General features: G+C 64.7%; 11 protein-coding genes. 4 read left to right on the forward strand and 7 right to left on the reverse strand.

Annotated elements, in window-relative coordinates; genetic code table 11:
* Positions 1-8 precede the first annotated feature (8 nt).
* The 4 genes from JQ604_RS25065 to JQ604_RS25080 all read left to right on the forward strand — a co-directional run bounded on the left by JQ604_RS25065 (position 9) and on the right by JQ604_RS25080 (position 3,258).
* Positions 9-1,328: an MFS transporter gene (locus JQ604_RS25065; protein ID WP_212363140.1), complete on the forward strand. Its 1,320-nt coding sequence runs from the start codon at positions 9-11 to the stop codon at positions 1,326-1,328.
* A gap of 21 nt (positions 1,329-1,349) precedes the next feature.
* Positions 1,350-2,198, forward strand: coding sequence for a fumarylacetoacetate hydrolase family protein (locus JQ604_RS25070; protein ID WP_212363141.1), 849 nt, complete (start codon positions 1,350-1,352; stop codon positions 2,196-2,198).
* Positions 2,198-2,755, forward strand: a complete 558-nt coding sequence (locus tag JQ604_RS25075; protein ID WP_212363142.1) for a cytochrome b — start codon at positions 2,198-2,200, stop codon at positions 2,753-2,755. Before JQ604_RS25070 ends, JQ604_RS25075 begins: the two co-directional genes overlap by 1 nt.
* 152 nt (positions 2,756-2,907) lie before the next feature.
* Positions 2,908-3,258, forward strand: coding sequence for a hypothetical protein (locus JQ604_RS25080; protein WP_212363143.1), 351 nt, complete (start codon positions 2,908-2,910; stop codon positions 3,256-3,258).
* A 69-nt stretch (positions 3,259-3,327) separates the two neighbouring features.
* Here JQ604_RS25080 and JQ604_RS25085 read toward each other — a convergent pair whose 3' ends face one another.
* From JQ604_RS25085 to JQ604_RS25115, 7 genes are all read right to left on the reverse strand, one after another.
* Positions 3,328-3,588, reverse strand: coding sequence for a hypothetical protein (locus tag JQ604_RS25085; RefSeq protein ID WP_212363144.1), 261 nt, complete (start codon positions 3,586-3,588; stop codon positions 3,328-3,330).
* Positions 3,589-3,729: 141 nt separating this feature from the next.
* The gene (gene garD, locus JQ604_RS25090; protein ID WP_212363145.1) at positions 3,730-5,271 is read right to left on the reverse strand and encodes a galactarate dehydratase; all 1,542 of its coding nucleotides are present in this window, start codon (positions 5,269-5,271) and stop codon (positions 3,730-3,732) included.
* A 149-nt stretch (positions 5,272-5,420) separates the two neighbouring features.
* A complete protein-coding gene (locus JQ604_RS25095) occupies positions 5,421-6,869 on the reverse strand; it encodes an aldehyde dehydrogenase family protein (protein WP_212363146.1) in 1,449 nt (482 codons plus the stop codon).
* 28 nt (positions 6,870-6,897) lie between these two features.
* A complete protein-coding gene (gene gudD / locus JQ604_RS25100; protein ID WP_212363148.1) occupies positions 6,898-8,253 on the reverse strand; it encodes a glucarate dehydratase in 1,356 nt (451 codons plus the stop codon).
* Positions 8,254-8,288: 35 nt separating this feature from the next.
* The gene (gene kdgD, locus JQ604_RS25105) at positions 8,289-9,230 is read right to left on the reverse strand and encodes a 5-dehydro-4-deoxyglucarate dehydratase (protein ID WP_212363150.1); all 942 of its coding nucleotides are present in this window, start codon (positions 9,228-9,230) and stop codon (positions 8,289-8,291) included.
* 123 nt (positions 9,231-9,353) lie between these two features.
* Positions 9,354-10,256, reverse strand: a complete 903-nt coding sequence (locus tag JQ604_RS25110) for a LysR substrate-binding domain-containing protein (protein ID WP_212363152.1) — start codon at positions 10,254-10,256, stop codon at positions 9,354-9,356.
* A gap of 303 nt (positions 10,257-10,559) precedes the next feature.
* The gene (locus JQ604_RS25115) at positions 10,560-11,897 is read right to left on the reverse strand and encodes an MFS transporter (protein ID WP_212363154.1); all 1,338 of its coding nucleotides are present in this window, start codon (positions 11,895-11,897) and stop codon (positions 10,560-10,562) included.
* Between the last annotated feature and the right edge of the window lie 123 nt (positions 11,898-12,020).

Consider the following 12,020-nt stretch of genomic DNA (forward strand, 5'->3'; position numbering starts at 1 on the left):
GGGGAAACATGTCATCACCAGGCCTGACGGCGTCGACGAGCGGACGCGCCATCGCCGTGCTCATCATGCTGTTTCTGTTCCAGACGCTGAACTTCTTCGACAAGCTGGTGTTCGGCCTCTCGGCGGTGCACATCATGAAGGACCTGTCGCTCAGCCCGAAGGAGTTCGGCCTGATCGGCAGCAGCTTCTTCCTGCTGTTCTCGCTGTCGGGCATGGCGGTCGGCCTGTTCGTAATCGGACGTGTCCCGGCGAAATGGATCCTGATGCTGCTCGCCGCGATCTGGTCGGCGACGCAGATCCCGGTGTTCTTCTCCAGCTCAGTGATCACGCTGGTGGTCTGCCGCATCATTCTCGGCGCCGGCGAGGGGCCGGGCCTGCCGACCGCTTTGCACGCCTGCTACAACTGGTTTCCCGCGGAGAAGCGCAGCGTGCCCAGCGCCGTGGTGCTGCAGGGCATCAGCGTCGGCCTGCTGGCCGGCGGCCCATTCCTGACCTGGATCATCCTTGGCTACGGCTGGCGCACTGGTTTCCTGGTCTGCGGCCTGCTCGGCCTCGCCTGGATGCTGCTGTGGAGCGTGATCGGTGGCGAGGGGCCGTATGCGGCGGCGAACGACAAGCATGATGTGCCGACTGATGCCGCGACCGTGCCGGCGCGCGTGCTGTGGTGCGATCCGACTGTGATCGGCGTCATCATCATGTCGACCATGTCGTACTGGATCGTCGGCATCTCGGCGACCTGGCTGCCGCCGTTCCTGCAACTCGGGCTCGGCTACAAGCCGACCGATGTCGGCTGGATCATCTCCGCGATCTACATCTTCCAGTCGCCGCTGCTGCTCGGCGGCTCCTGGCTGACGCAATTCCTGCAGCGCCAGGGCTGGAGCCTGCGCGCCTGTCTCGGCAATGCGTCGGGCCTGGCGCTCGGCGTTGCCGGCTGTGCGCTGCTGCTCAGCATCGCGACCTCGGGCGCACTGCAGCTCGCCTGCGTCGCGATCGCCTTCGCCGCGCCCAGCCTGACCACGATCTTCGGCCCGGTCGCACTGGGGGCCATCGCACCGGCCGCGCAGCGCGGACGGCTGATCGTCGTGATCTATTCCGGCAACGCGGCATCTGCGCTGTTCTCCAATGCGCTGACGGGCTGGATCGTCGGCGAAGCCGGCTCTAATGTCGCGCTCGGCTACGCTCACGCCATGACTTTCACCGCCGGCATCCTGATCGTCGGCGCCGTCGCCGCCTTCGCGCTGATCTTCCCGGAGCGGAGCATCGCGCGATTTGCGAGGACCGCAACACCGTCACCTTCGGCCGGTATCGTGCCGGCCGCATCGACCTGAGCTTTCAACGAGGACCGAGAGATGAACTTCGCAAGCTTTCAAGTCAACAACGCGGCGTCGTGGGGCCTGGTCGAGGGCGACGAGGTCGCCGATCTCGGCGCGCTGCTGCGCGACCGTTTCCCCGATCTCAAATCGGCGATTGCTGCGGACGCGCTGAAGGAGATTGCCGCTTCGGCTGCGAAGGCCAAGCGTCACGCGCTGTCGTCGATCGGCTTCCTGCCCGTCATTCCGAACCCCGACAAGATCCTCTGCATCGGCCTGAACTACGAGAACCACCGCAAGGAGACCGGCCGTTCGGAGGTCGAGAACCCGACCGTGTTCGGCCGCTTCGCCAACAGCCAGACCGGGCATCTCACCAACATCATCCGCCCGCGCGTCTCGACCGATCTCGATTTCGAGGGCGAGCTTGCGATCGTGATCGGCAAGCCCGGCCGCTACATCCAGAAGGCCGACGCGTTCAGCCATATCGCCGGCTACGCCTGCTACAATGAAGGCAGCGTGCGCGACTTCCAGCGCCACACCCATCAGTTCACGCCCGGCAAGAACTTTCCCTCGACCGGCGGCTTCGGTCCGTATCTGGTGACGCCGGACGAAGTCGGCGCCATCGGCAAGCTGCGGCTGCAGACGCGACTGAACGGCGAAGTGGTGCAGGACACCACCATCGATCAGATGATCTTCGATATTCCGCGCCAGATCGAATATTGCTCGTCCTTCACCCGGCTCGAGCCGGGCGATGTGATCGCGACCGGCACGCCCGGCGGCGTCGGTTCGCGGCGCACGCCGCCGCTATGGATGAAGGCGGGCGATGTCGTCGAGGTCGAGATCGACCGCGTCGGCCTGCTGCGCAACGGCATCGCCGACGAGGCCTGATGTCAGGGGAAGTGCCGGCCGCGTACGATCCGCTGTTGCGCAGGATTCACTGGGCAACAGCGGTGCTCTTCATCGCGGCGATGCTGATCGGCTGCTACTGCGGTTTCCAGCCGCCGGGCACGTCGCCGCGCCGCGAGCTGCTCGAGGTCCACAAGTCGCTCGGTGTCACCCTGTTCGCGCTCGCGATCCTGCGCATCCTGGTACGGTCGGCGACATCCGCGCCGCCGGAGCCGCGATCGTTCGGCCGCATCGTGCGTTGGGCAGCGCGGCTCAATCACTGGGCACTCTATCTCGTGCTGTTGGCCATGCCGGTCACCGGCTACCTGTTCTCGTCGGCCGGCGGCTACTCGCTGAAGTATTTTGGGCTGTTCAGCTGGCCGCGCCTGTTCGCGGGCGATCAGGCCATCGCGCGGATCGGTGAGGCGACGCACGACACGCTGGCTTACCTGGTCTACGTCGTTGTCACTTTGCATATCTCTGCCACGCTCTGGCATGCGCTGGTAAAAAAAGACGAGACGCTGGCCCGAATGTGGCCTGCGACCAAAGCGGAACCGTAGTCTCCCGGAATCCAGTCTGGCGCCGCTTTTGCATAGCCTTGTCACAGGTTGCTGGGGGCGTTTGATTCGCCGTCTGTTCGTCTGCCGTGGGAACGGCAGGCGAGGAGCGACGTCGGCGCTTCGCAGCGGGAACGACACTGCGGAGACGACACATGCATGCTCTTGCGCGTGCGGCCGTGCTGCTGGGTGCGTTGGGACTTGCGACGTCGGCGCTTGCGCGCGACGACGGCCGCTACGCCAACTCACCGCTCAAGCCATGGTTCGAAAGCCTGCACAGCAAATTTGGCCAATGCTGCTCGGACGCCGACGGCTACGTCGTGGCCGATCCGGACTGGGAATCGGACAAGGGACAATATCGCGTGTTCATCGACAGCGAGTGGGTCACGGTGCCCGAAGGGGCCGTGATCACCGAGCCGAACAAGATCGGACGCACGATGGTGTGGAAGCACTATGTCGACGGGCACCCGCGCGTGCGCTGCTTCATGCCGGGCAGCATGACGTAGCGACTGCACTCAGCGCGACGCCGCCCTTGAAGGCGGCGCTCGATCTGTGTTCGTCGAAGGAATATCGCTTCAGCGAGTCGTATTCGCTTCAGCAAAGCGCTGGCGATGCGGCGTCAGCACGGCGATCTGCGCTGGCGACGCAGGCATGTCAGCAATCGTCTGGGTCACCATCGGCGTCTGCTCCTGGACGCCGGCGGCGCCAAGCAGCTGCACCTGGGTCGGCGAGATCGGGAACGACTTCACTTCGTAGCTCGGCAATTCGCCGGCAAAGGCGCTGGCGCCGCTCGCAATCACGAAACCGGCCGCAGCAATCGACAAAAGAATCCGCATCTCAATCTCCTGAAAGGCATGAACTGCGGGTTTGTCGCGGAGAGGTCGAAATAGGTTCTGACGAAAAATGCGATTATTTCGCGCTTTTGGAATGCCTAAAAGCGTGCATTTCGACATGTAACATTGCGTGAGGCTTGCGCCTCAGGTCACCGGCGCCGGATTGAACAGCGTGAGATCGTTGTGGATGCCCCAACGATCCGACCACGGCTTTGTTTTTCCGCTTGCCACGTCGAGGATCAGGCGGAACAGGTCCCAGCCGGTCTCCTCGATGGTCTTCTCGCCGGTCGCGATGCAGCCGGCGTCGAAATCGATCAGGTCCTTCCAGCGTCGCGCCAGCTCGCTGCGGGTCGCGACCTTAATCACGGGTGCGGCGGCGAGACCATAGGGCGTGCCGCGGCCGGTGGTGAACACCTGCAGCGTCATGCCGGAGGCAAGCTGCAGTGTACCGCAGATGAAATCCGATGCAGGCGTTGCCGCAAACAGCATGCCCTTCTGCCGTGCCTTCTCGCCGGGCGACAGCACGCCGTGGATCGGGCCCGAGCCGGACTTCACGATCGAGCCGAGAGATTTCTCGACGATGTTGGCAAGCCCGCCCTTCTTGTTGCCCGGCGTGGTGTTGGCGCTGCGATCGGCGCCGCCGCGGGCCAGATAAGCATCATACCAGGACATCTCGCGCACCAGCGCGCGGCCGACATCCTCGTTGACCGCGCGGCGCGTCAAGAGCTGGATCGCGTCGCGCACTTCGGTGACCTCAGAGAACATCACGGTGGCGCCGGCGCGCACCAGCAGATCTGCCGCGAAGCCGACCGCGGGATTGGCGGTGACGCCGGAGAACGCATCGCTGCCGCCGCATTGCAGGCCGATCACCAGATCGGATGCCGGGCAGGTCTCGCGCGTGCGGGCGTTGAGCACCTTCAGCCGCGCATCGGCCTGGGTCATGATCGCCTCGACGATCGCACCAAAGCCGTCGAAGGCCTCGTCCTGCATGCGGACGATGGCGTTGTCGACGCCTTCGGGCACCAGACGCTCCGGCGCGAGCTTCTCGCAGCCGAGGCCGACCACCAGAATCTCGCCGCCGAAATTGGGATTGAGCGCGAGGTTTTGCAGCGTGCGGATCGGCACGACCGCGTCGGGTGCCGTGATGGCGACGCCGCAGCCATAGGCGTGGGTCAGCGGCACGACGTCGTCGACATTGGGATATTTGGGCAACAGCTCATTGCGGATGCGCTTGACCGCGAACTCCATCGTGCCCTTGACACATTGCACGGAGGAGGAGATGCCGAGGATGTTCTTGGTGCCGACTGAGCCGTCGCTGTTGCGAAAGCCTTCGAAAGTAAAGCCTTCGAGCGGCAGCAGCGCGGGCGGAACGGCCGTTGATATCTCGAGCTTGTCGAGCGCCGGTGCTTCCGGCATGCGGATGCGGGCTTCATCGACCCATTCGCCGGCCTGGATCGGCGACAGCGCAGTGCCGATCACCTCGCCATAGCGCACGATCGGCGCGCCTTCGGCGATGTCCTCCAGCGCGGTCTTGTGGCCCTGCGGCACGAAGGCGCGGAGCGTCAGGCCATTGGCAAAGCGCGAGCCCGCCGGCAGGCCGAAATCATTGACCACGATCGCGACATTGTCGCGCGCGTTGAGCTTGATGAAGCGAGGCTGCTCTTTTGCTGCGATGTCCTGGTCCATGCGCTTTCCTCAAGAACGGAATTGTAGGGTGGGTTAGCCGAAGGCGTAACCCACCGTTGTCTCTTTCCGCGGGGGCAGAAGCGGTGGGTTACGCCAGCGGACTGCGCTTCGCGCAGCTGCGGGCTAACCCACCCTACGGTCTTCCCGTTTCACCCCGGGAACGTGTAGGCCGTCTTCACCGTGGTGTAGAACTCGCGGGCATAGGCGCCCTGTTCGCGCGCGCCGTAGCTCGAGCCTTTGCGGCCGCCGAACGGGACGTGATAGTCGACGCCGGCGGTCGGCAAATTGACCATCACCATACCGGCCTCGCTGTTGCGCTTGTAATGCGAGGCGTATTTCAGGCTGGTGGTGCAGATGCCGGAGGCGAGGCCGAACTCGGTGTCGTTGGAGATCGCGAGCGCCTCTTCATAGTCCTTGGCGCGGATCACGCAGGCGACCGGGCCGAAAACTTCCTCGCGCGCGATCCGCATCTGGTTGTTGGCTTCGGTGAACAGCGCCGGCTGCAGATAAAAGCCGGGAGTCTCGCGGTTCAACAATTCGCCGCCCCAGGCGAGCTTGGCGCCTTCGTCCTGGCCGATCTTGATGTAGCGGAGATCCTGGTCGAGCTGGCTCTGGTCGACGACAGGGCCGATATGCACGCCGCTCTTCAACGCGTCGTCGATCGTCAGGCCCTTCAGCCGTTCGGTCATCGCGGCGACGAAGCGGTCATGGATCCCTGCGGTGACGATCAAACGCGAGGAGGCCGTGCAGCGCTGGCCGGTCGAGAAATAGGCGCCGTTGACGGCGACTTCGACCGCGACCTTGAGATCGGCATCGTCGAGCACGACCAGCGGGTTCTTGCCGCCCATCTCGAGCTGGAATTTCTTCATGGGATTGGAGAGCACGCAGGCCTGCGCGATCTTGCGTCCGGTTTGCACCGAACCGGTGAAGGAGATCGCGGCGACATCGGGCGACTCCAGCAAGGTCTGGCCGACCACCGAGCCCGAGCCGACCACGAGATTGAACACGCCGGCCGGAATGCCCGAGCGCGCGATGATCTCGGACAGCGCGTGGCCGCAGCCGGGCACCAGCTCGGCCGGTTTGAACACGACGGTGTTGCCGTAGCAGAGCGCGGGCGCGATCTTCCAGGCTGGAATCGCGATCGGGAAATTCCACGGCGTGATCATGCCGACGACACCCATCGGCTCGCGGGTGATCTCGACCTCGAGCCCCGGGCGCACCGACGCACCCTTCTCGCCCGTGAGCCGCAGCGCCTCGCCGGCGAAGAACGCAAAGATCTGCCCGGCGCGCGCGACCTCGCCGATGCCTTCCGGCAGCGTCTTGCCTTCCTCGCGGGCGAGCAGGCGGCCGAGCTCTTCCTTGCGGGCGAGGATCTCGACGGAGATCTTGTTCAGCGCGTCAAACCGCTCCTGCGGGGTCGAGCGCCCCCAGGCGGGGGCGGCGGCCTTGGCGGCAGCGATCGCCTTTTCGGTCTGCGCCTTGTCGGCCTTGGCGTATTCGCCGACCACGTCATTGGTGTTGGACGGGTTGATGTTCTTCGTGATGCCGGAGCCATCGACCCATTCGCCGCCGATGAAGTTCTTCTGCAAAACCGTCATATTCTTCTCTCCAACACCGTTTCTTGGTTTAACGCACGAGGCAGGGACGTTTGTCGTCAAAAGTCCAGCCGGGGATCAGGAACTGCATGGCGAGCGCGTCATCGCGCGCGCCGAGCCCATGCTCCTTGTATAGCGCGTTCGCGGCCGCGATGGCAGCACGATCGAGCTCGATGCCGAGGCCCGGGCGGTCCGGAATCGCAATCTTGCCGCCCTTGATCTGCAGCGGTTCCTTGGTCAAGGCCTGGCCATCCTGCCAGATCCAGTGGGTGTCGATCGCGGTGACCTTGCCGGGTGCCGCGGCGCCGACATGGGTGAACATCGCCAGCGAAATGTCGAAATGGTTGTTGGAGTGCGAGCCCCAGGTCAGGCCGTTGTCGCGGCAGGTCTGGGCGACGCGCACCGAGCCCTGCATGGTCCAGAAATGCGGATCGGCGAGGGGAATGTCGACGGCGCCGAGACGGATCGCATGCGAGAGCTGGCGCCAGTCGGTCGCGATCATGTTGGTCGCAGTCGGCAGGCCCGTAGCGCGGCGGAATTCGGCCATGATCTCGCGGCCGGAGAAACCGGCCTCGGCGCCGCAGGGATCCTCGGCATAGGCGAGCACGCCATGCATGTCCTTGCAGAGGCCGATCGCTTCATCGAGCGACCAGGCGCCGTTCGGATCGAGCGTGACGCGGGCGTTCGGGAAGCGCTTGGCGATCGCGCTGACCGCCTCGATCTCCTGCTCGCCGCGCAGCACGCCGCCCTTGAGCTTGAAATCGGCGAAGCCGTAATGCGCCTGCGTGGCCTCGGCGAGCCTCACCACGGTGTCGGGCGTCATCGCCACCTGATGGCGCAGGTTGAACCAATCCGGCTTGCCGGTCTCGCCTTCGACGTAAGGCAAGCTGGTCTTGCGGCGGTCGCCGACGAAGAAGAGGTAGCCGAGCGTTTCGACGCTGGCGCGTTGCTGGCCTTCGCCGAGCAGCGCGGCAACGGGCAGATTGAGATGCTGGCCGAGCAGGTCGAGCAGCGCGGATTCAACTGCAGTGACGGCATGGATGGTGACGCGCAGGTCGAATGTCTGCTTGCCGCGGCCGCCGGCGTCGCGGTCGGCAAAGGTCTGGCGCATCGACGCCAGGATGTTGTTGCAGGCGCCGATGGTCTGGCCGACGACGAGGTCGCGGGCGTCCTCCAGCGTCTTCCTGATTTTCTCGCCGCCCGGCACCTCACCAACGCCGGTGTGGCCGGAATTGTCGGTGAGGATGACGAGGTTGCGGGTGAAGAACGGCGCGTGCGCGCCGCTCAGATTGAGGAGCATGCCGTCGCGGCCGGCGACGGGGATCACTTCCATCGCGGTGACGACGGGTGCACCGGTAAAACCGCTGCGGATCGAATCCTGGATCATTTGCTCCTCCCTTTTGTTGTCGCCGTTTCGGCTTGTTATTCGGCGGCCTGCTGCTTTGCGGCTTGCGGCAGCTTGGCCACCAGTGCCGCAAGCTCGGCGATCTCCTGCTCGGTGAGATCGGTCAGCGGCGACCGCACCGGACCGGAGTCGCGGCCGATCACCTTCATGCCGGCCTTGATGATCGAGACCGCATAACCCTTCTTGCGGTTGCGGATCTCGATTAGCGGCAGGATGAAGTTCTTCAGCCCGGCATGGATCGTCGCGTGATCGCGCTTGCGCACCGCGGCGTAGAAGTTGGTGGCGAATTCCGGCACGAAGTTGAACACCGCGGACGAATAGGTCGTCACGCCCATGTCGAGATAGGGCAGCGCGAAGGTTTCAGCGGTGGGCAGGCCGCCGACATAGGTCAGGCGGTCGCCGAGCTTGGTGTAGACGCGGGTCATCAGCTCGATGTCGCCGATACCGTCCTTGTAGCCGACCAGGTTCGGGCAGCGCTCGGCGAGACGCGCCAGCGTGTCGGGCTGCAGGATTGCGTTGTCGCGGTTATAGACGATGACGCCGATCTTCACGGAGGCGCAGACCGCTTCGACGTGGGCGGCGAGGCCGTCCTGCTCGGAATGGGTGAGATAGGGCGGCAACAGCAGCAGGCCGTCAGCGCCGGCCTTTTCTGCGCCGATGGCGATCTCGCGCGCGATCGCGGTGCCGTAGCCGGTGCCGGCCAGCACGGGCACGCGTCCCTTGGTCTCATCAACCGCGATCTTGACGACCTGCGGAACTTCGCTCGGCGTCAGCGAGAAGAACTCGCCGGTGCCGCCGGCGGCGAACAGGCCGGCGACGTCATAGCCGCACAGCCAGTCCATGTTCTCGCGATAGGTCTTCTCGTCGAAGGAGTAGTCGGCCTTGAAGGGCGTCACGGGGAAGGAGAGCAGGCCGCCGCCGATCGTCGTGGCCATCTCCTGCGGGGTCATCTTGCTCATGGCGTTCGCTCCGGAAATTGTCTGAAAGGGGTGCGCTCAACGGGCGCGTTCACAGGCACTTTCTAGGAGATGGTTCGATACAGGTCCAAGCCAATGGAGGTATCGAACGATGCTATCTCGGTATCAATCGCTGATGTGCGCCGCAGCAACCTCGTTGGCGACTTCGAGCAGCGCGGGCAGCAGCGGATTGTCGTACTCGCGCCGCCACACCAGGAACAGTTCGACCGGCGCCGGCGTGCGCAGTTTCAGCGGCTTGAGTTTCACGTCGGCGATCTTCAGGCTGGCGGCGGCCTCCGGCACGATGGAGACGCCGAGGCCGGCGCGCACCATCGCCAGAATCGAGTGGATCTGGCTCAGCTGCTGCACATAGCGCGGCAGCACGTCGGCGCGGGTGAACAGCGCCACCAGCAGATCGTGGAAATAGCGGCTCTCATAGGGCGAATACATCACGAAGGGCTGGTCGTCGAAATCCTTGATCGTCACCGTTTCGGCAGACGCCAGCGGATGCTTCTTCGGGATCGCGGCCAGCAGCGGCTCCGCGACGACGCGCTTGCTCGCGAGCTCCGGCCGCGCGATCGGCGGGCGCAGCAGGCCGGCATCGATCTGGCCGGTGGCGAGCGCCTCGAACTGGTCGCCGGAGACCATCTCCTTCAGCGAGAAGTCGACCTCCGGCAGGCGCGCGCGGCAGGCCGCGATCAATTCGGGCAGGAAGCCGTAGGCGGCGGCTGCGGTGAAGCCGATCTTCAGCGAGCCGGTCTTGCCGAGCGCGATGCGGCGCGCGACTTGCGAGGCGCTTTCCGCAAGCTTCAGGATGCGCCGCGCCTCGGGCAGGAAGCTGCGCCCCGCCGGCGTCAGCCGCACCGAACGGCTGGTCCGCTCCAGCAGCGGCGCGTCGATGATGTGCTCGAGCACCTGGATCTGCCGGCTCAGCGGCGGCTGCGTCATGTTGAGCCGCGCCGCGGCGCGGCCGAAATGCAGCTCCTCGGCCACCGTGACGAAACAGCGGAGCTGGTTGAGGTCGAACATCGATACTGGCCTTAGATGGATAAGGCGTCTGTTGGGCTGTTCTAGCATCGATGCCTCCCAAAGACAAAGACGTCCCTTCTCACCTCTCCCTGCTCTTTAGCGGGGAGAGGTCGGATCGCATCGCAAGATGCGATCCGGGTGAGGGGCCGTGCAGGATCGCGCCATACAATCAGCTTCTCCGACTCCTCGATCGATCAGTCGGCACACAGGCAAATTTGTCGATGCATCGTGCCTTGCCCCTCACCCGAAATTCGCGCTGCGAATTTCGACCTCTCCCCGCAGAAGGGCGGGGAGAGGTGAAGATTACGCCGCCTTCAGCTGCACGCGCTTGATCTCGCCGACGATGAAGAGATAGGCGATCGCGGCAACCAGGGCGTTGGCCCCGACGAACACCAGCGCGCCGTTGAACGAGCCGGTGGCGGCCAGGATGTAGCCGATGATGATCGGCGTCGAGATCGAGGACAGGTTGCCGAAGGTGTTGAACAGGCCGCCGGAGACGCCGCCGGCTTCCTTCGGCGAGGTGTCTGACACGACCGCCCAGCCGAGCGCGCCGATGCCCTTGCCGAAGAAGGCGAGCGCCATGAAGCCGACCACCAGCGCCTGGCCATCGACATAGTTGCAGGCGATGATCGACATCGACAGCAGCATGCCGCCGACGATCGGGATCTTGCGCGCCAGGGTCAGCGATCCCGTGCGGCGCAGGATGTCATCCGAGATCACGCCGCCGAGCACGCCGCCGATGAAGCCGCACAGCGCCGGCAGGGTGGCGACGAAGCCCGCCTGCAGGATCGACAGGCCGCGTTCCTTGACCAGGTAGACCGGGAACCAGGTCAGGAAGAAATAGGTCAGCGTGTTGATGCAGTACTGGCCGATATAGACGCCGAGCATCATGCGGTTGGACAGCAGCTGGCGGATGTGATCCCATTTCGGGCCGGCGTCCGCGGTCTTGCCTTCCTTCGGCGCATCCATGTCGACCAGTGCGCCGCCTTCCCTGATGTAATCGAACTCGGCTTCGTTGATCCCGGGGTGATCCTTCGGGCCGTAGATGGTCTTGATCCAGACCAGGCCCATGATGATGCCGAGCGCACCCATCACATAGAACACGTTGCGCCAGCCGTAATCATGCGCGATCCAGCCCATCAGCGGCGCGAAGATCACGGTGGCGAAATACTGTCCGGAATTGAAGAAGGCGGATGCAGTGCCGCGCTCATTGCCCGGGAACCAGGCCGCGACGATGCGGGCGTTGGCGGGGAATGACGGCGCTTCAGCCAGACCGACCAGGAAACGCAGCGCGAACAGCGCGAAGATCGCGGCGCCGCCGGTGAGGAAGCCGACCCAGCCCTGCATCACCGTGAAGATCGACCAGATCGTGATGCTGAGCGCGTAGACCCATTTGGAACCGAAGCGATCGAGCAGCCAGCCGCCCGGAACCTGCGCGATCACATAGGACCAGCCGAACGCCGAGAACACGTAGCCCATTGCCACGGGATCGAGATGCAGTTCCTTGGAAAGCGCGGGACCGGCGATCGACAGCGTCGCGCGGTCGGCGTAGTTCACGGTGGTGACGAGAAACAGCATCGTCACGATCAGAAGCCTGACGCGAGATCGTCTCGCGTCGGTAGCAGACACAATTGCGCTCATGGCGCGCCTCCTCGAATGTTTCCCTGACGGAGTGTCGTAGAGAGGAGGAGGCTGCGGGTCCAAGCCCAAGGCAGTATCGATTGATACCGATTTTGGATTGATCGGGCGTCCGTGGTGCTGCGA

Origin of the sequence: Bradyrhizobium jicamae (assembly GCF_018130695.1) — a bacterium.
Lineage (GTDB): Bacteria > Pseudomonadota > Alphaproteobacteria > Rhizobiales > Xanthobacteraceae > Bradyrhizobium > Bradyrhizobium jicamae_B.

Excerpts from the sequence above, each read along its gene's own strand:
- garD (WP_212363145.1), bottom strand. The coding sequence starts at position 5,271 with ATGGACCAGGACATCGCAGCAAAAGAGCAGCCTCGCTTCATCAAGCTC.
- JQ604_RS25085 (WP_212363144.1), bottom strand. The coding sequence starts at position 3,588 with ATGCGGATTCTTTTGTCGATTGCTGCGGCCGGTTTCGTGATTGCGAGC.
- JQ604_RS25070 (WP_212363141.1), top strand. The coding sequence starts at position 1,350 with ATGAACTTCGCAAGCTTTCAAGTCAACAACGCGGCGTCGTGGGGCCTG.
- JQ604_RS25095 (WP_212363146.1), bottom strand. The coding sequence starts at position 6,869 with ATGACGGTTTTGCAGAAGAACTTCATCGGCGGCGAATGGGTCGATGGC.
- JQ604_RS25110 (WP_212363152.1), bottom strand. The coding sequence starts at position 10,256 with ATGTTCGACCTCAACCAGCTCCGCTGTTTCGTCACGGTGGCCGAGGAG.
- kdgD (WP_212363150.1), bottom strand. The coding sequence starts at position 9,230 with ATGAGCAAGATGACCCCGCAGGAGATGGCCACGACGATCGGCGGCGGC.
- JQ604_RS25115 (WP_212363154.1), bottom strand. The coding sequence starts at position 11,897 with ATGAGCGCAATTGTGTCTGCTACCGACGCGAGACGATCTCGCGTCAGG.
- gudD (WP_212363148.1), bottom strand. The coding sequence starts at position 8,253 with ATGATCCAGGATTCGATCCGCAGCGGTTTTACCGGTGCACCCGTCGTC.
- JQ604_RS25075 (WP_212363142.1), top strand. The coding sequence starts at position 2,198 with ATGTCAGGGGAAGTGCCGGCCGCGTACGATCCGCTGTTGCGCAGGATT.
- JQ604_RS25080 (WP_212363143.1), top strand. The coding sequence starts at position 2,908 with ATGCATGCTCTTGCGCGTGCGGCCGTGCTGCTGGGTGCGTTGGGACTT.
- JQ604_RS25065 (WP_212363140.1), top strand. The coding sequence starts at position 9 with ATGTCATCACCAGGCCTGACGGCGTCGACGAGCGGACGCGCCATCGCC.